At 72.3% G+C, this 16694-nt stretch carries 19 protein-coding genes and 1 pseudogene; 10 read left to right on the top strand and 10 right to left on the bottom strand.

Annotated features, from left to right (window positions below):
* Window positions 1-78: 78 nt before the first annotated feature.
* Entirely contained in the window at window positions 79-780 is a 702-nt protein-coding gene (locus tag ACZ4A5_RS29795; protein WP_467590994.1) for an NADPH-dependent F420 reductase, read from the bottom strand.
* Between the two features lie 231 nt (window positions 781-1011).
* On the opposite strand from ACZ4A5_RS29795, the gene ACZ4A5_RS29790 reads away from it, so the two are divergent.
* Window positions 1012-1710: an AAA family ATPase gene (locus ACZ4A5_RS29790; RefSeq protein ID WP_467590965.1), complete on the top strand. Its 699-nt coding sequence runs from the start codon at window positions 1012-1014 to the stop codon at window positions 1708-1710.
* 85 nt (window positions 1711-1795) lie between these two features.
* Window positions 1796-2317 carry a DM13 domain-containing protein gene (locus ACZ4A5_RS29785; protein WP_467590963.1) on the top strand — a complete coding sequence of 174 codons (522 nt, stop codon included), beginning with the start codon at window positions 1796-1798 and terminating at the stop codon, window positions 2315-2317.
* 28 nt (window positions 2318-2345) lie between these two features.
* Here ACZ4A5_RS29785 and ACZ4A5_RS29780 read toward each other — a convergent pair whose 3' ends face one another.
* Together ACZ4A5_RS29780 and ACZ4A5_RS29775 are read right to left on the bottom strand one after the other, a co-directional pair.
* A complete protein-coding gene (locus ACZ4A5_RS29780; RefSeq protein WP_467590960.1) occupies window positions 2346-2888 on the bottom strand; it encodes a hypothetical protein in 543 nt (180 codons plus the stop codon).
* Window positions 2889-3105: 217 nt separating this feature from the next.
* A complete protein-coding gene (locus tag ACZ4A5_RS29775) occupies window positions 3106-3786 on the bottom strand; it encodes a ScbR family autoregulator-binding transcription factor (protein ID WP_467590958.1) in 681 nt (226 codons plus the stop codon).
* Between the two features lie 185 nt (window positions 3787-3971).
* On the opposite strand from ACZ4A5_RS29775, the gene ACZ4A5_RS29770 reads away from it, so the two are divergent.
* The 6 genes from ACZ4A5_RS29770 to ACZ4A5_RS29745 all read left to right on the top strand — a co-directional run bounded on the left by ACZ4A5_RS29770 (window position 3972) and on the right by ACZ4A5_RS29745 (window position 9028).
* Complete coding sequence (locus tag ACZ4A5_RS29770) at window positions 3972-5198, top strand: FUSC family protein (protein ID WP_467590955.1); 1227 nt, start codon at window positions 3972-3974, stop codon at window positions 5196-5198.
* A 309-nt stretch (window positions 5199-5507) separates the two neighbouring features.
* Window positions 5508-6041, top strand: coding sequence for a M48 family metalloprotease (locus tag ACZ4A5_RS29765; RefSeq protein WP_467590952.1), 534 nt, complete (start codon window positions 5508-5510; stop codon window positions 6039-6041).
* Entirely contained in the window at window positions 6026-7183 is a 1158-nt protein-coding gene (locus ACZ4A5_RS29760) for an MAB_1171c family putative transporter (RefSeq protein ID WP_467590949.1), read from the top strand. Before ACZ4A5_RS29765 ends, ACZ4A5_RS29760 begins: the two co-directional genes overlap by 16 nt.
* A gap of 57 nt (window positions 7184-7240) precedes the next feature.
* The gene (locus ACZ4A5_RS29755; RefSeq protein ID WP_467590947.1) at window positions 7241-7546 is read left to right on the top strand and encodes an MTH1187 family thiamine-binding protein; all 306 of its coding nucleotides are present in this window, start codon (window positions 7241-7243) and stop codon (window positions 7544-7546) included.
* 147 nt (window positions 7547-7693) lie between these two features.
* Window positions 7694-8137 (top strand): CBS domain-containing protein, encoded by a 444-nt coding sequence (locus ACZ4A5_RS29750; RefSeq protein WP_467590944.1) that lies wholly within the window; start codon window positions 7694-7696, stop codon window positions 8135-8137.
* Between the two features lie 267 nt (window positions 8138-8404).
* Entirely contained in the window at window positions 8405-9028 is a 624-nt protein-coding gene (locus ACZ4A5_RS29745) for a hypothetical protein (RefSeq protein ID WP_467590942.1), read from the top strand.
* A gap of 88 nt (window positions 9029-9116) precedes the next feature.
* On the opposite strand, the gene ACZ4A5_RS29740 is transcribed toward ACZ4A5_RS29745, so the two are convergent.
* The 5 genes from ACZ4A5_RS29740 to ligD form a co-directional block, all read right to left on the bottom strand.
* Window positions 9117-9788 (bottom strand): AIM24 family protein, encoded by a 672-nt coding sequence (locus tag ACZ4A5_RS29740; protein ID WP_467590939.1) that lies wholly within the window; start codon window positions 9786-9788, stop codon window positions 9117-9119.
* A 70-nt stretch (window positions 9789-9858) separates the two neighbouring features.
* Window positions 9859-10059: a Fe-S cluster assembly protein IscX gene (gene iscX / locus ACZ4A5_RS29735; RefSeq protein ID WP_467590936.1), complete on the bottom strand. Its 201-nt coding sequence runs from the start codon at window positions 10057-10059 to the stop codon at window positions 9859-9861.
* 86 nt (window positions 10060-10145) lie between these two features.
* A complete protein-coding gene (locus ACZ4A5_RS29730) occupies window positions 10146-11345 on the bottom strand; it encodes a hypothetical protein (RefSeq protein ID WP_467590934.1) in 1200 nt (399 codons plus the stop codon).
* Window positions 11346-11656: 311 nt separating this feature from the next.
* On the bottom strand, window positions 11657-12052 hold the full coding sequence (locus ACZ4A5_RS29725) for an SH3 domain-containing protein (RefSeq protein ID WP_398872102.1): 396 nt from the start codon (window positions 12050-12052) through the stop codon (window positions 11657-11659).
* A 154-nt stretch (window positions 12053-12206) separates the two neighbouring features.
* On the bottom strand, window positions 12207-13238 hold the full coding sequence (ligD, locus tag ACZ4A5_RS29720; RefSeq protein ID WP_467590931.1) for a non-homologous end-joining DNA ligase: 1032 nt from the start codon (window positions 13236-13238) through the stop codon (window positions 12207-12209).
* 97 nt (window positions 13239-13335) lie between these two features.
* On the opposite strand from ligD, the gene ACZ4A5_RS29715 reads away from it, so the two are divergent.
* Window positions 13336-14406 carry an ATP-dependent DNA ligase gene (locus ACZ4A5_RS29715; RefSeq protein ID WP_467590928.1) on the top strand — a complete coding sequence of 357 codons (1071 nt, stop codon included), beginning with the start codon at window positions 13336-13338 and terminating at the stop codon, window positions 14404-14406.
* Window positions 14407-14410: 4 nt separating this feature from the next.
* Here ACZ4A5_RS29715 and ACZ4A5_RS29710 read toward each other — a convergent pair whose 3' ends face one another.
* Window positions 14411-15070, bottom strand: coding sequence for an NADPH-dependent FMN reductase (locus ACZ4A5_RS29710; protein ID WP_467590926.1), 660 nt, complete (start codon window positions 15068-15070; stop codon window positions 14411-14413).
* Window positions 15071-15287: 217 nt separating this feature from the next.
* On the opposite strand from ACZ4A5_RS29710, the gene ACZ4A5_RS29705 reads away from it, so the two are divergent.
* Window positions 15288-16025, top strand: coding sequence for an SDR family NAD(P)-dependent oxidoreductase (locus ACZ4A5_RS29705; protein WP_467590924.1), 738 nt, complete (start codon window positions 15288-15290; stop codon window positions 16023-16025).
* A 21-nt stretch (window positions 16026-16046) separates the two neighbouring features.
* Here ACZ4A5_RS29705 and ACZ4A5_RS29700 read toward each other — a convergent pair.
* Window positions 16047-16694: pseudogene (locus tag ACZ4A5_RS29700) on the bottom strand (glycosyl transferase); the annotation flags it as partial.

Genomic DNA, 16694 nt, shown 5'->3' with positions numbered 1-16694 from the left:
CGAAGATCGTGACCTTGGTCATCCCGGGCGCGGGCCGCGGCCCGGGGACCGCGGTCCGCGCGGGCGCCCCCGGTGCCGTCAGGCGCGCCACTCCGCGGTGCGCTCCGGCGTCGCCTCCGCCAGCAGCTCGCGGACCGTCTCCGCGCCGGCCGCCACCCCGTAGACCGGCTTCCCCGGCTGCTGGCGCCAGGAGTCGTCCAGGCCGCCCGTGTCGACCGTGTCGAAGCCGATGCCGTCCACGAGTTCGCGGACGATCCGCTTGGCCTCCGGGTCGTCGCCGGCCACGGGGAGGGCGATCCGGTCGGGGTCGCCCGCGGGCCGGGGGCGGTCGAGCAGGTCCTGGGCGTACGTGCCGTTGAAGACCTTGACGACGGGCCGGCCGAGGTGGCGCTCGGTCCAGCGGCTCTCCAGCAGCCCGTCCTCGATCTCGGCGATGCGGCCGTCACGCTGCTGGGGGTAGTAGTTGCCGGTGTCGATGACGACCAGGTCGTCCGGCGCGTCGGCGAACAGCCCGGCGGGCAGGCCGGGGACGTTCTTCAGCGGCACGGTGACGATGACGACGCGCGCGCCACGCGGGGCCTGCTCGACGGTGACGGGCGTGGCCCCGGTCTCCTCGGCCAGTGCGCCGAGGGTCTGCGGACCGCGGGAGTTCGCGATCGCCACGTCGTGGCCGGCGGCGGTGAGCAGCCGCGCGAGGTTGCCGCCGATGTTGCCCGCTCCGATGATGCCGATCTTCATGTGACGCACCTTCCGTGTCGCGCTACGGGTCGGCCGGCGGATGCCGCGGGGCTCCGGCCGTCACGGGAGTAACACGGGAAGCGCGTCAGCTGTTTCCCGTCCCTGCCGCTCACCGCCGAGGGCGGAGCGGGCTGGCGCTCGCGCAGGGCAGGGGTACGCGGCCGCCGTCGGCGTGCCGCGCCGGGTCGTCGCCGGCCTCGGGGGCGACAGCGACTTGCCGTAGCTTGGGCCGTGCCCGGCGGACGTGGGCATCGATGCGGGCAGGGGGCGGTAGTGAGCGATACGAGCGGGTCAGGCATAGCCACCGGGGCACCGGCGGGGCGGCTGCGGCCGCGTGGCCTGGTGGACTTCCGGGGCGCGGACGGCGCTCCCGCCCTGCTGTCCTATCCGCCCGGTGCCGTGGTCGTCGTCTCGGGCCTGCCCGGCAGCGGCAAGAGCACCCTGTTGCGCCGCTGGGGCAGGGCCGTCACCGCGGTGGATCCGCGTGACGTCCACGAGGCGTGCGAGGCGGTGATGCCCGCGCGGCTGCCGTACGCGGTCTACCGGCCGTGGGCGCGGCTGGAGCACGTCCGGTGGCTGCGCGCGGCCGTGCGCTCGGGTGGCCCGGTGCTGGTGCACGACTGCGGCAGCCGCCCGTGGCTGCGGCGGTGGCTGGCCCGGACCGCCGGGCGGCGGGGGCGCGAGCTGCACCTGGTGCTGCTGGACGTCGGCGCGGCCGAGGCCCTGGCGGGCCAGGACGCCCGGGGCCGGTGGGCTCCGGGCCGGGTCTTCGCCCGGCACGACCGGCGGCTCGCCGTGCTCCTGCGGGCGCTCTCCGGCCCCGGCGGGGCGGGCGCCGTCCCGGAGGCGGCCTCGGTCGTCCTGCTCGACCGGACCTCGCGGCAGCGGGTGGCGGCGGTGGAGTTCGTCCCGGAGGGCGCGGGCGTCCCCGGCCCGCGGGCCGCTCCCGCCGCGTGCCGGGAGGGTGCGTAAGACTTTCGTCATCGCCGTCCCGGAGCGCGGGCGCCACCGCGGCCCGTTGGAACCACTGACAGCACATGGCTTTCAGGAGGACGAGATGGGACGCGTACGACGGATGCTCGGCAGGCCGGTCGTGGTGGGGCTGCTGGTGGCCGGGCTGGTGGCGGTCGGCGCGGGGGTGGCCTGGTTCCAGCCGTGGAAGCTGTGGGTGGACACCACCGTGCGGGAGACCGTGCCCGCGGCGGCGGAGGCGCCGGGGCGCGGCCCCAGGACCCTGGCCGTGGGCGAGCTGATCAGCCATGAGCACAGCACGAGCGGTACGGTGCGGATCCTCGAACTGCCCGACGGCACGCGCACCTTGCGCCTGGAGAACCTCGACACCAGCAACGGCCCGGACCTGCGCGTCCTGATCACCGACGCCCCGGTGAAGGAGGGCCGGGCCGGCTGGTACGTCTTCGACGACGGTGCCCACCGGAGCCTCGGCTCCCTCAAGGGCAACAAGGGCGACCAGAACTACGCCCTGCCCGCCGGCCTGGACCTCGGCCGGTTCACGAGCGTCAGCATCTGGTGCGACCGCTTCGACGTCTCCTTCGGCGCGGCCGCGCTCACCCGCGTCTGACGCGGGGCCCGGCCGCGCCGTCCGCCGGTCAGGCGCCTCCCACCTGCGTGGTGGCGGCGACCGGGGCGGTGCCCGATATCGAGCAGGCGACGGTGACACCGAAGACGTGCACGGTGGCGCCGCCGGGCGAGAAGGTCGTGGTGCCTGCGTTGTCGAGCCGGGCCGACGCCTTGCCGCCGGTCACCGTGACCGGGGTGCCGCTCGGGATGGCGTCGGAGTTGGTGAAGCCGGTGGCGGTGACACTGCCTGTCGCCGCGCCGCCGAGGTCGAGGTTCAGCTCACCGCTCACGCTCCCGGCCGGGATGTCGACGGGCGCGGTGAGCGTCGTGATCACATCGACGGTGACATCCGCGGTGCCGCCCTGCTCGACACTGGCCGGAGCCGTCACAGCGATGTTCAGGGACTGCACGCCGCCGGGGGCGCCGGGTCCGGTGCAGGTGTACTGGACGGCGACGGTGTCGGCCAGGGCAGGCGGTGCGGCGAGCCCGACGCCGGCGCCCGCGAGGACGGCGGCCATGGCCACGCCGGCGAGAGTGCGGGGGCGGGTGGAGGGTCTCTTCGTCGTACGCATCGTGTGCTTCCTTCCTGCCCGGGGTGGGGCCGGGCGGACACGAAAAGCGGAGTGACGTGTACGCGTCATGAGTCCCACGGGGCGGCGGAGAAGTCAACAGCCGAACACAAAACCAACCAGCTGGTTTTCTTGCCTGATCTCAGCCGGGCATGGACGGGTGGCAGACATGCGAATGGCCGGGCCGCCCCCCGCGCGGCCCGGCCAAGTCAGGTGGGGGTCAGCCCTGGAGGGCCTGCCCGTCCTCTTCCGCGGCCGCGCGCGCCCGCTCCTTGTGCGCCTCCCAGATCCGGCCGCCGCGGTCCGGCGCGGTGTCCAGCCGGCCCAGGACACCGGGCACGGCGATGCTCGGCAGGAAGCAGTCGTAGAGCATCGCGATGCGGTTCTCCAGCGCCTCGCCGTCGCCGGCCGCCGCCGTGGCGACGATCTCCACGCCGGTCCACGCGCTCACGAAGAGCACCGAGATCTGCCGCGGGTCGACGTGCGGCAGCAGCTCGCCCTGCTCCTTCGCCGCGGTCAGCATCTCCGCGAGATAGTCGATCCACCCCGCCCACGACGTGCCGAACAGCTCCCGCGCCCTGCGGTCGGCGGACAGCCGGATCGGGGCGCTGAGCAAGGGCTCCTTCGGCAGCCGGTGGGCGAGCACCATACCCACGTCCACCCACTCCTGGACCTTGGACTCCTGCGGTATGACGCCTTCGGTGGTGATCGCCGCCTCGAGGACCCCGCGCGCCAGCTCCTCCTTGGAGGCGAAGTGGAAATACAGCGCGCCCTTGGTCACACCCGCCCGCGAGAGGATCTCGGCGATCGTCGCGGACTCGTACCCGAACTCGTCGAAGACGGCACCGGCCGCTTCCAGGATCGTGCGGCGGGTCTGGATCGCCCGTGCCTGTTTCGCCACGAGGGCACCTCCTGTATCGCACGAAAATAAAACCGGCCAGTTCGTATCTTACATCGACGGCCGGATCCCTGGGCGCCCCCTGGACGCTATCGCGTACGGGAACCGGCCCCGCCAGGGGCGACCGCCCGGGTGGCACCACGGCCGATCGGGTGTCCGAGGGGGTGGTGAGCGGGAAGGGGCACAAGGTGCCTGCGCTCTCCGACCCCCTGACAACACTGGTGCGGCGCGGCCGGGAACCGGCGGTCGTGCAGACGGTGCGCTCCACACTGGCCGCGGTCATCTCCTATGTGGTGGCCCTGTGGCTCAGCCGGGAACCGGCGCCGCTGACCGCGCCGCTCACCGCGCTGCTGGTCGTGCAGGTGACCCTCTACGCCACCCTGACCACCGGCATCCGCAGGGTGAACTCGGTGGTGGCGGGCGTGCTCATCGCCATCGGCTTCAGCGTGCTGGTGGGGCTGACGTGGTGGAGCCTCGGGCTGATCATCCTGGCGTCGCTGGTCATCGGCCGGTTCGTGAAGGTGGGCGAGTTCGTCCCCGAGGTGGCGATCAGCGCGATGCTCGTCCTGGGGGTCACCCGGGTCGCGGAGACCTCCTGGGACCGGGTGCTGGAGACGCTGATCGGCGCGGTCGTGGGCCTGCTGTTCAACGTCCTCTTCGTGCCGCCGGTGTGGGTGCAGCCCGCCGGGGAGGCCATCGAGGACCTGGCGGGCCGGATGCGCCGGCTGCTCCAGGACATCGGGCAGGAGATCAGCGGCCACACCACCGTCGCCGAGGCGGCGGCCCGGCTGCACGAGGCGCGGAAGCTCGACCACGACATCGTCGAGGTCGACGCCGCGCTGCGGCAGGCGGAGGACAGCCTGCGGCTCAATCCCCGGGTCCGGGAGGGCCTGTTGTTCCGGGTGGTGCTGCGCACGGGTCTCGACGCGCTGGAGATCTCGGCGGTGGTCCTGCGGGTCGCCGCCCGGACGCTGACCGACCTGGCCAAGGAGCGCACCGACGAGCCGCTGTTCACGGAGGACGTGGCCGAGGCCCTGGAAGAGGTCTTCGACCGGCTCGCCCTCGCGGTGCAGAGCTTCGCGGTCGTCATCACCACGCACGTGACCACGAACGCGGAGGACGCCGAGGTCCGGCTGGGCGAGGCACTGGCCGCCGGGCGCGCGGCCCGCGACCGGGCGGCCGACCTGCTGCTCGACAAGGTGCTGGAGCATCCGCGCCAGTGGCAGCTGCACGGAGCCCTGCTGACCGAGATCGACCGGATCCTGGACGAGCTCGACGTGGAGAAGCGCACACAGCGCCTGGTGGAGGAACTCGACCACCGTTCGCAGGAGCAGCGGGAGCGCCACCCCGTCCTCGACAGCCTCAAGCGCCGCCTGCGCAGCAGCCGTTTCGGCCGCCGCAGCACCCTCGGCTGAGCCTGCCTCACGCGCGGCGCGGGAATACGGCCGATATGACGGGAAGTTGGCCTGGCCGTACGGACCGTGACGGTCAACTATGTGTCAAAACCTGGCAGGAGACCCAGTGACGATCTACGATCACACCGGCCGGGGGGCAAGTGCGAAGGGGCTCGTGATGCTGCCAGGAACTGTCCGGGGGAAGGGACAGCGAGGGAGCCGCATCGCGTGCTTCCCCGGCCGTCGCGGTCTCACGGTGACACCGTGACGCGCCGCGGATACCGGGTTCTCTGTCCCCCCGTCCCGACCCTTCCTGGAGAGCCGACCGAGATGCACTGGAGGCGTCTGCGCCGTCGATGTCAGCAGGTCATCGGCGGCATTCCGATCCCCGACCCGTTCTCCGCCCAGGAGTTGTGCGCCCGGCTCGCGGTCGAGCGCGACCGGCCGCTGCGGCTGCTGGCGCTGCCCACTCCGACGGTTCCCGGCACCCCGTCGGGCATGCTGCTGTCGGTGGACACGGAGGACTTCGTGCTCTACGACGCGCAGACCAGCCCCCTGCACCAGGAGCACATCATCGTGCACGAGATCGGGCACCTGGTCTGCAACCACCGCTCCGCGGTGGCCGACCAGGAGCTCTACCGCCATCTCGACATCAGCGACCCGCGGTCCGTGCGGCAGGTGCTGGCCCGCATCCGCTACGGCGACGAGCAGGAGCAGGAGGCGGAGATGATCGCCACGCTCATCCTGGAGGCCGCCGGGCGGGTCCCCGCGCCGACGCTGCTGTCCGGGATGCTGGGCGGGCTGGAATCGGCCATGGGCCTGCGGACCGGCCACCGTGCGGGGGCGTCGTGTTCCACTCGTTAGACCAGCCCTGGGTGGAGAACGCCGGCATCGCCGCCCTGTGGACGGTGGCCGTCGTCCGGGCCCCGCAGGGCATCCGGCACCGCGAGCAGCGGCCGCTGTGGTTCGCGCTCGTGATGATCGCGCTGGCGATGTCGATGCATCTGGAGCCGGTCACCGACATGCTGGCGCGGGTGATCGCGGACGCGCACTGGATCGACCTGTCCACGCACCTGTTCAGCATCGTCGACGCGGCGGCGGTGCTGTGGTTCATCTTCGGCGCGGCGGGGCGGCGGCGCCGTACGGCCCCGGTGTTCGGGGCCGCGCTCGCGGTGATGGTGGCGCTGGTGCTGCTGGACCTCTGCGGCCCCCCGCACGCGCGCAACCAGATCGCGCCGTCCCGGGACATCGCGAGCGTGCCGGACGCCTATTGGTGGGTGTTCTTCGCCTTCCACCTGACCGCCGACACCACGTGCGGCATCGTCTGCTGGAGCTACGGCCGCAGACCGGGCACGCCACGGCTGCTGCGCCTGGGCCTGCGGCTGTTCGGCACGGGCATCCTGCTGGCGTCCTTGCTGTGGGTGCTGAAGCTGTTCTATCTCCAGACGCGGTCCACGGTCTTCGCCCCGCTGTTCTCGCCGGTCACCGGCGTGGAGGCGGCGTTCATGGCGCTCGGGGCGGCGCTGCCCGTGCTGGCCCTGGTCCGGGACCACTGGCGGGACCGCAGGTCGTACCGCGGACTGGACCGGCTGTGGCAGGACCTGACGGCGACCACGCCGGACGTGGTGCTGCGCCCGGGCAACCGGCTGGGCGCCGCGGCCGTGCCGCTCCAGCTGCTGCTCTACCGCAGGGTGATCGAGATCAGGGACGCGATGATCGTGCTGCGGAACTACGTGACCCCCTCGACCCTCGGCGTCGTCCGCACGCACGTCACGGGCCAGGGCGTGCCCGAACCCCTGGTCGACGCGCATGTGACGGCGTGCTGGCTGGCCGCGGCCCTGCACGCCAAGCGCTCCGGGCAGGACCCGCAGGCCCAGACGGCCAATCTGGCGGGGCCGGGGGCGCAGGACCTCGCCGACGAGATCGGCAGCCTGCTGAAGGTCGCGTCGGCATACCGCTCGCCGGCCGTCCACGCCTACCGCGCTTCGCTCGGCGACCCGGTCTGACCCGGCCCGCACACCTCTCACCACCTCTCATCACTTCTCGTCAAAGGAAAAAGCACCGTGCTCATCTCCTTCACGCTGACGCCGCTGGGCGTCGGGGAGTCCTTCCCGGAACACATCGCGGACGCCGTGCGGATCATCCGCGAGTCAGGGCTGCCGACCCGCTCCGACGCCATGCACACCACGATCGAGGGCGAGTGGGACGAGGTGATGGACGTCGTCAAGCGCGCCACGGAGGCCGTCGCCGCCAGGGCGCCACGGGTGCAGCTCGTCCTCCAGGCCGACCTGTGGCCGGGGATGGAGCGTCCGCTCGACGGCAAGGTCGAGCTCATGGAGCGGCACCTGCCGGGCTACGGCACGCCCTGAGGACCGGCGTGGCGGCGTTGGGCCATCCGTGTTGCGATGGAGGGAGCGAAGGGCCCGCCGCCGGGCCGGTCCGCGGTCCGGGGCCCAAGGGACGGACGGCCGGAGCCCGACGCACCCCATCGTCGTGCGCGCAAGTCAGGAGCGATCATGGCTACGAGAAAGCAGCTCAAGGCCCGCGAGATCATGTCCGCGGGTGTGCAGTGTGTCGACGAGCAGCAGTCGCTGGCCGACGCGGCGGAGATGATGCGTGACCTGGCGGTCGGCTGCCTGCCCATCTGCGGTTCCGACAACCGTCTCAAGGGCCTGATCACCGATCGCGACATCGTCGTGAAGTGCGTCGCCGAGGGCCACGACCCGGCGGGCATGAAGGCCCGCGAGCTGGGCTCGCAGCTGCACTGGATCGATGCCGAGGCGGACGCCACCGAGGCGCTGGAGATCATGGAGCGCCACCAGATCAAGCGGCTCCCGGTCATCGACGTCCGCGGCGACCACCGTCTGGTCGGCATGATCACGGAGGCGAACCTCGCGAAGAACCTCAGCGACGAGCAGATCGCGGAGTTCGCGGCCAGGGTCTACGCCACGGCCCACTGACCCGCTCCCCTGACGGGCTTTCGGCTGATCGGCCGACAGGGTGTCACCCTCCTACCGGACGGACCATCAGGTTCCGGGAGGACCGCTGGCACCTCGTCAAAGTGCGCTGTTCCCAGGGGCGATGGAGGTGTCGCGGGGTTTCTGACGGAGGGAAAGACGGCGGCCGGAGCGGCCTTGGGGCACCCCCTTGGCCGCTGTCCGATTGCGGGGTCCTGGGGGTGGCCGCAAGGTGATCGTGAAGATCCCTCCGCTCCAAGGAGTACGTTCATGCCCGCTCCTCGCACCACCGGCCTCGCCCTCGTCACGGCAGCGTGCGGCACCGTCGCGCTCGTGATGACGACCTCTCTGGCGACGCCCGCACCCGCGGCTCCCCCGCACATCACCAAGACCGCGGTCACCAGACCTGTCGCACCGGCGGCACCGGCCGGACTCGCCGCGCCGGCACCCGACGCGCTGCGGCGGGCCGCCGCCGACGCGATGAAGACCATCGACAACAACGCCATCACCGCGGCGAGCACGACGGCCGCGCAGAACTGTGACGCGGCGCAGCCGACGCCGCAGAAGGACGTCCGCAACTGCGCCGCCGTCAAGGAGAACCTCACCAAGCTCACCACCGCCCGGGCCGCTCTCCAGCAGCAGTCGACGGCCGCGGCACCCGACGTCAACGCCATCACGGGGGCGACGACCGAGGCCGTCGGGGCGACGGCGCAGCTCGCCAGGAACGACATGTCCGCCGCCCCGGACACCCGCAACATGAACGGGCACTTCGGCGGCGGTGGCCTGCTGTCCGTGGCGACCAATCTCGTCGGCGGCCTCGTCCACGCCCTCAACCCCGTGGTCGGCGGACTGACGATCCTGGTCAGCGACCTCCTCAGGGCCCTGCTCACCTGAAAGCCCGCCCAGGAGCGGCGGCCCCGTACAGCTGGACCCGACGGAACAGCGACGAGGCCGCCCCCTGGGGCCCGGCACCCGGCCGGCGTCAGCCGGTGCGCTCCGGCTTGGCCTCGCTGGGCCGCACGATGACGTGCCCCTGCCCCTCCAGCTTCAGCTGCACCGCCTCACCGGATCCGCCGCGCAGCATGGAGCCGAGGCTCTGCGAGCGGTGGAGGGAGGTGTGCAGGTCGGTGGTCCAGCCGACGACGGCGTCGGTGTCGACGAAGACCGGGGCGCCGGGGGTGACCGGGATGACGATGGGGTGGCCCTCGCAGATGACGCCGAGCTTGCCGTGGCCGGTGAAGACGGAGTTGAAGATGCCGCCGCCGGTCATGCCCGCGCCCTTCACGACCTTGATCTCGTAGGAGAGGGTGGGGTCGAAGCAGAGGACGTTGCGCCCGTTGATGGTGAGGCTCTGCCCCGGCGCGATGTCCGCGATGAAACAGTTGGCCGCCTCGTGCGCGAACCAGACGTCGCCCTGGCCCTTGACGGTCATCAGCGCGAGGCCCTCGCCGGTCACGGCGCGCTTGAGGAAATTCCCCACGCCCTGACCGAGCTTCTCGAACTGGAGGTTGCCGCGGAAGGCGACCATCGCGCCCTGGCGCGCGTAGCACTCGCCCTGGACGACGTACTTGATGGACTTGGGGTTCTGCAGGGTCATGCCCGGCGCGGCGGCGGGCTGAACCATGTTCTCGGGGGCGAAGAGGTCGCTGTGCATGAGGAGCATGATCCACGGCAGCCCGCCGATCGCCAAAACGCGGCCCGGCCAGGGCGGTCGGGCGCGAGCGTCAGCCCATGCCCATCCGGTCGAGCCAGGCCAGCTGGATGGATTCGAGGATGCGCAGATTCACCCGGGTGGGGTCGCCGCTGAAGCCGCTCAGCCCGGCCACCCGGTCGCGCAGATCCAGGAAGTCGACCTTCAGGGGCTCCGCACCGGGGTGCTGCTCGGCGAGGCCCGCCGCGATCCGATCGATGTCAGTCCACTGCATGGGCTGAAGTGTGTCCCACCCGGCCCGCCGGGTCCAGGCCACCACCCGCCACTCTTCCCGCCCACCCGGCCCGGCGGCCCGGTGCCTCAACGGGCGGCGGCCGGCGGCACGTCCTGGAGGGTGCGCAGATGCGTACGGACATGATCGGCGGCACCCTCGCCACCGGGCACCCGCTCCCACAGGGCGAGCAGCCCGGCGGCCAGGCCGGGCGCCTGCTCCCCGCTGTGCTGCCAGCAGTAATGGGCCCGCTTCACCGCGGCGACCGCCTCGGCGTCGCCGGTCCCGCCGCGCTCCAGCCGGGCGCGCGCGGCCGACATCCACAGCTCCGCCGCCCGCCCGTGATCACCCGCCAACCTGGCCAGATCGGCCCGCACTTCGGTCCAGAGCCCCGCTTCCGGGCTGTGCGGACCGTGCCGGCGCAGTGTCTGCTGCTCCCACGCGGCGGCCATCGCGGCCGCCTCGTTGTGGCGCCCGGCACGGGCGGCGGCGAGGATCCCGGCCAGCGGGTCGTCCTTCGCGGGCGCCGCCGCCACGGGCACGGGCACGGCGTCGGCGGGTGCCCGTACGGTGACGGGCACGGGCGTCAGGGGTGCGAGGGCAGGTGCCGGTACGGCGTCGCGGACCGGCGCCCGCTCGGGCGCGGGGGCCGAACGCGCCTGGTGGGCCGTGTTGTTCAGGACCGGTCCTGACACGCCGTGAGCCAGGGCCAGCGCCCGGCCTTCCAGCCCCGACTCGGTGAGCGCCCACCGGTGCACCGCCTCGGCGTCCACAGCGGGCCCCGCGCCCGGGCTGCCCGCGCGCAGCACGCCTAGGAAGGCGCGGGTGTAGGGGCCGGCCTCCTGGGCGGGCGCGGGCGGGGCGGGAGTGACGACACCGAACAGCGCGATGCCCTCGGACAGTTGCCCGCTCTCCGCGGCGTCGGCGACCTTCGGCCAGGCGGCGGCGTCGGCCTCGACATCGGCCACCAGCAGCACCGGGCCCTGGTGCGCGCCGAGCGTGCGGGTTAGCCATGCCCAGGGCAGTCCCGTATAGCGGACGCTGCCCGGCGTGCTGCCCGACAGGGCGAGGTGCACCTCGCCGCCACCGCGGCGGCGCGAGGAGGAGGCCATCAGCCGTCCGGTCACCCAGACCAGGAGCGGTCCGGGGCCCGCGGCGGCGTGCTGGAGATAGGCCAGTACGTTCTGCTGGCCCGCGGCGCCGGGCAGTTGGACGACATCGACCGCCTCCGCGGACACGAGCCCCCGCGGATCCGCCCCCACCACCGCGTGCAACGTGGGATTCGGCACCGCACCACGACGCCGGTCAGGCGTGCCGTCCAGCAACAGCACACAACCCCGACTCGGGTGATTCACAGCCCACATCCCTCCGGCCTGACCGCTCTCCCCAGCCGCACCCCCGCCACCCCGGGCGGTACGGGGAGGCAACAGCAACTGTAGAGGCCATGGCCCTCATCGGGGGCGGGATGCCCCACGGCCACCGCGCCCGGGGCGCGCCGAAATCCGGCCCCTGCTACCGGAATCGGTGCGATCCGGGCGCGGTGACCGCAGTCAGGAAGGGGCGGCGGCGCCTCGCGCCGCCGCCCCGGCCGTTCCGCGCGTCAGCCCATCGCGGCCCGGACGGTCGGGCTGTCGTCCATCGCGGTGTGGGCGACCTCCCGGCAGAGCGGGACGTTGCCGGTGCTGGTGACGTACACCGCGCTCACCCAGGTCGGCCGGTCCTTCAGCTGGTACCACACGTTGTTGCCGCTGACGTCCTGCGCGCGGACCTTGCAGCGCAGCGCGGCCTTGGTACCGCGGGCGAGCGTGGCCCGCACCGGGGCGTCGATGCTGGGGTAGGCACGCTCGTTGAGGCCGGTCGTGCTGCTGATCGTGCCGAAGGGCTTTCCCGGTACCGGTACCGGTGCCGACGCGTGTACGGGCGTGGCTGCCAGCATTCCCCCGGCCAGCACGGCCACCGAGAATGCCACGCCACGGGCCACGAGTGTCTGGGTCATAAACAGCTCCCTGTTGTCCGGAGTGGATAACGCACTGCCCAATTTCCCACCCCTCAACCAGGGGTAAACCGGAATAAACAGAGACATACCCATCCAGACCTGATGACCGCCGGACCGGGACCCTCCGCCCCGGCCCCGGCCGGGTGACGGCCGGTCAGTCGCCGGACGTGTCCGGCGGGGCCTTCTTGCGGGCGCGGCTGGGCTGGACCCGCTTGGGCTCGCCCTTCATCTTGGGGTGCTCGGGCGGATAGGGCAGGTCGCCCAGCCCGTGCTCGCGCTCGTCGCGGTCCGCGAGCTCCAGGGCCGCCTCCAGGCCGCAGGGCTTCTCCTCCATGCCCGCGTGCACGTCGCCCACGCGCGCGTAGCGTTCCGGCATGCTGCCGAGGTCGAAGTCCTCCGGAACCGCGCTCGGCACCTCGTCCCACGCCAGGGGCGCGGACACCGGGGCGTGCGGGCGGGGGCGTACGGAGTAGGCGCTGGCGATGGTGCGGTCGCGCGCGGTCTGGTTGTAGTCGACGAACACCTTCTCCCCGCGCTCCTCCTTCCACCACTTCGTGGTGACGCTCCCCGGCATCCGCCGCTCCAGCTCGCGGGCCACGGCGATGGCCGCGCGCCGCACCTGGACGAACGTCCACCGGGGCAGGATCGGCACGAAGACGTGCAGGCCGCGCCCGCCGGAGGTCTTCGGCCAGCCGGTGAGCCCCAGGTCCGCCAGCACGCCGCGCAGCTCCAGGGCGGCCCGCACAGCGTCGGCGTACGAGGTGCCGGGCTGCGGGTCCAGGTCGATGCGCAGCTCGTCGGGGTGCTCGGTGTCGTCGCGCCGCACAGGCCAGGGGTGGAAGGTGAGGCACCCGAGGTTCGCCGCCCACACCACGGCCGCGACCTCGCGGGGGCACAGCTCGTCGGCGTAGCGGCCGCTGGGGAAGGCGATCCGGCCGGTGGGGATCCAGTCGGGGAGGTTGCGGGGCGCGCGCTTCTGGAAGAACGACTCACCGCCGACCCCGTCGGGATAGCGCTCCAGCGTCGTCGGCCGGTCCCGCAGCGCGCGGACGATCCCGTCCCCGACGGCGAGGTAATAGCGGACCACGTCGTATTTGGTGAAGCCGCGCTCGGGGAAATACACCTTGTCCGGGTGGGAGATCCGCACGACCCGTTCACCGATGGTGAGTTCCATTGCCTCGCCCATGCCCTCACGCTAAGCGCGCCCCCGGCGGCCCGCCACAAGGCGCCGGGCGCGGGAGGCCGACAGGCGCGGAGATCCACGCGCCCGCACAATCGCGCTCATGGAACTCCCCGTCATGCCGCCGCTGCGGCCGATGCTGGCCAAGACGGCACCGGCCATTCCGCCCGGCATGCAGTACGAGGCGAAATGGGACGGCTTCCGGGCCGTCGTCTTCCGCGACGGCGACTCCATCGAACTGGGCAGCCGCACCACCAAGCCGCTGACCCGCTACTTCCCCGAGCTCGTCCGCGCCCTGCTCGACGGGCTGCCGCCGCGCTGCGTCGTGGACGGCGAGATCGTCATCGCCCGGGACGGCCGCCTGGACTTCGACGCCCTGCTCGAACGCATCCACCCGGCGGCTTCCCGCGTCACCCGTCTGGCCGAGGTCACCCCGGCGAGCTTCGTCGCGTTCGACCTGCTCGCCCTCGGCGACGACTCGCTGCTCGACACCCCGCAGCACGCCCGCCGCGAGGCACTGGAGAACGCGCTCCGCGACACCGCACCACCACTGCACCTCACTCCGGTGACCCACGACCGGGCCACGGCCCAGGCGTGGTTCGAGCAGTTCGAGGGGGCCGGCCTGGACGGTGTCATCGCCAAGTCGCCGGACCTCCCCTACCGGCCGGGCGAACGCGTCATGATCAAGGTCAAGCACGAGCGGACCGCCGACTGCGTGGTCGCGGGCCTGCGGCTGCACAAGAGCGGCCCCGTCGTCGGCTCCCTGCTGCTGGGGCTGTACGACGCGACAGGCCGGCTCCAGCACGTCGGCGTGTGCGCCTCCTTCCCCATGCGCCGCCGCCAGGAGCTGATGGCCGAACTCGCGCCGCTGCGCATGGAGTCCGCCGAAGGCCACCCCTGGCAGCAGTGGACGGACCCGCGGGCGCAGGCCACGGGCAGACTGCCGGGCGGCCCGTCGCGGTGGACGGGGACCAAGGACCTCTCCTGGCTCCCCCTGCGCCCCGAGCGGGTCTGCGAGGTCGCCTACGACCACCTCCAGGGCGACCGCTTCCGCCACACCACCCAGTTCCGCCGCTGGCGCCCCGACCGCGAACCCGGACAGTGCACGTACGCCCAACTGGAGGAAACGGTCCGCTTCGACCTCGCCGACGTCCTCGGGAACGGGGCCGCGTAGGCGGTCAGTCCTGGGCGCGCTGGGTGACCTCGGCGTCGGTGCGGTCGCCGAGGAACTCGTACCAGCGGCGCCGCAGGCATACGTAGCGGGTGTCCGCCTCCACCAGCTGGAGGAACGCGGCGACCGCCTCGACCAGCCGCTCATGGAGGCCGGTGTCCGCGAGGTCCCCTCTGTCGGTGAAGCCCTCGTGCGCGCGGGCGAGGCTGAACATGTCGGGGTAGACGCGGGTGCCCAGGTGTTCGAGCGGCACCCGCAGGGCCCACAGGCCGCGGTTTCCGCCGATGAGGGACGGCGAGGCCGAGACCAGCAGCGCGTGCTTGTCCTTGAACGGCTGCGGCCGGAACCGGGACACCCAGTCGATGGCGTTCTTGATCCCGCCGGGGACCGAGGCGTTGTACTCCGGGGACGCGATCACCACGGCGTCGCTGCGCGACAGCCGCTCGCTGAGCGCCAGCGCGCCGGGCGGCAGCCCCTCGGCGGTCTCGGTGTCGCCGTCGTAGACCGGCATGGCGAACTCCCCCATATGGGCGAGATCCGCGGTGGCACCGGCCTCCTCGACCAGCCGGGCCACCAGCGCGGCCAGCCGGGCGTTGAGCGAGCCGCCCCGCAGGGAGGCGCCGAGGACCAGCACGCTCATCGGCGCGGGCGAAACGTCGGTGGCCATACGAGCCCTCCTCCTGGCGACCCCGCTCGGTGGTCCCGCGTCCAGCGTCCGCTCTCCGCTCCCGCTCCGCACCCCGTACGGATCCGGGTAGGGATGGCTGAAGGACACGGATCCCGGCGGCAGAGGCCGGCTTCCGGCAAGGGCTCGGGAAGCATCGGGAAAATCGCGAAGACTCGGGAAGAGAGGACCGGCCATGGTACGGATCGAGGGCGCGACCGTGCTCGTCACCGGCGCCAACCGTGGTATCGGAAAGGCCCTTGTGGCGGAATTCCTCGCGCGTGGCGCGGAGCGCGTCTACGCCGCCGCGCGGAATCCGGCAGCCTTGTCCTCGGATCCGGCGACGGGTCACGGCGACGGCCGGGTGGTGCCGCTCCGGGTGGACCTCACCGAGCCCGGCACGATCGCCGCCGCGGCGCGCGCCGCGACCGATGTCACCCTGCTCGTCAACAATGCCGGTCAGCTCGGGGCCGGCCATCTGCTCGACATGGACCTCGACGACGTCGACCGCGTGATACGCACCAACTACCTGGGCACGCTCCGGATGATCCGGGCCTTTCTGCCGGTCCTCGAAGGCCGTGAGGGCGGGGCGATCGTCAACGTCATCAGCGTCGGGGCCTTCGGCGGGACACCCTCGCTGGGCGGCTACCCGCCGTCGAAAGCCGCCCTGAATTCCCTGACCCAGGCGATCCGGCTGGACCTGGCACCACGGTCCATCACCGTGCACGGCGTCTTCCCGGGCCCGGTCGGCACCGACATGCTGGACGACGTCATCGACCACGACCCCGCGCTCGGCGAAATCCCGGCGGCGACAGCGGAAGAAGTGGCACGGGCGACGCTCGACGCCCTCGCATCCGGCGACGAGGACATCTTTCCCGACGCGTTTGCCCGGCAACTGCGGGCCGAGTGGGAAAGGGACCCCAGGGCCGCGGAGCGCATGCTGGCCGGAAACGCGTAAGAGGGGCGGAAAAGGCCCGCCTTATGCGGGGCTGCGTTCTCCGACCCGGCCCGTGACACCCGCAGACTCCGACCCACCCGGCGCCACCACCGACACCCCACCACCCCCACCACCCTCACGACGGCACCCCACCCACCAAAAACACAACGGACCCAACGCCGTCACCAACGCCAACAACGCCCACACCCGCATCACCACAAAATCATGACCCCACACCACCGACCCCACCAAACACCCCCCGAACACCACCGCCCACCCCACATGCGTCCGGAACGTCCCCACACAATCCCCCGACACCGCACCCCCCTTCGGCGTCACCACAAAACCCGACCGCCGCCGCAACAACGCCTGCCCCAACGCCCGCGCATACAACGGAGCCGCCACCGCCGACATCACCATCCCCGCCACCCCCGACGACCCCACCGGCTCATGCGGCGACACATTATGACGACGATTCACCACATACAACACCACCTGCAACACCAACGCATCCCCATACAACATCAACCACACCGGCCACGACACCCCCAGCCCCGCAGCCCCCAACACCAAAAACAACACACACGACACCCCACCCAACACCCACGTCAACGCCGCCATCGGGTAATACGCCACCAACAACCCATAATTCCACAACCGCCCCCACGACAACCCCCACACCGCCCCACC

This window comes from Streptomyces sp. NPDC025618 (assembly GCF_055558795.1).
Note: the sequence above shows the minus strand (reverse complement) of the source record. Positions and strands in the feature narration are given on the sequence as shown.

What these genes read in the sequence shown, in the direction of transcription:
- ligD (WP_467590931.1), bottom strand. Translation starts at nt 13,238, where the DNA reads ATGGGCGAGGCAATGGAACTCACCATCGGTGAACGGGTCGTGCGGATC.
- ACZ4A5_RS29750 (WP_467590944.1), top strand. Translation starts at nt 7,694, where the DNA reads ATGGCTACGAGAAAGCAGCTCAAGGCCCGCGAGATCATGTCCGCGGGT.
- ACZ4A5_RS29740 (WP_467590939.1), bottom strand. Translation starts at nt 9,788, where the DNA reads ATGCACAGCGACCTCTTCGCCCCCGAGAACATGGTTCAGCCCGCCGCC.
- ACZ4A5_RS29785 (WP_467590963.1), top strand. Translation starts at nt 1,796, where the DNA reads ATGGGACGCGTACGACGGATGCTCGGCAGGCCGGTCGTGGTGGGGCTG.
- iscX (WP_467590936.1), bottom strand. Translation starts at nt 10,059, where the DNA reads ATGCAGTGGACTGACATCGATCGGATCGCGGCGGGCCTCGCCGAGCAG.
- ACZ4A5_RS29725 (WP_398872102.1), bottom strand. Translation starts at nt 12,052, where the DNA reads ATGACCCAGACACTCGTGGCCCGTGGCGTGGCATTCTCGGTGGCCGTG.
- ACZ4A5_RS29745 (WP_467590942.1), top strand. Translation starts at nt 8,405, where the DNA reads ATGCCCGCTCCTCGCACCACCGGCCTCGCCCTCGTCACGGCAGCGTGC.
- ACZ4A5_RS29765 (WP_467590952.1), top strand. Translation starts at nt 5,508, where the DNA reads ATGCACTGGAGGCGTCTGCGCCGTCGATGTCAGCAGGTCATCGGCGGC.
- ACZ4A5_RS29780 (WP_467590960.1), bottom strand. Translation starts at nt 2,888, where the DNA reads ATGCGTACGACGAAGAGACCCTCCACCCGCCCCCGCACTCTCGCCGGC.
- ACZ4A5_RS29715 (WP_467590928.1), top strand. Translation starts at nt 13,336, where the DNA reads ATGGAACTCCCCGTCATGCCGCCGCTGCGGCCGATGCTGGCCAAGACG.
- ACZ4A5_RS29710 (WP_467590926.1), bottom strand. Translation starts at nt 15,070, where the DNA reads ATGGCCACCGACGTTTCGCCCGCGCCGATGAGCGTGCTGGTCCTCGGC.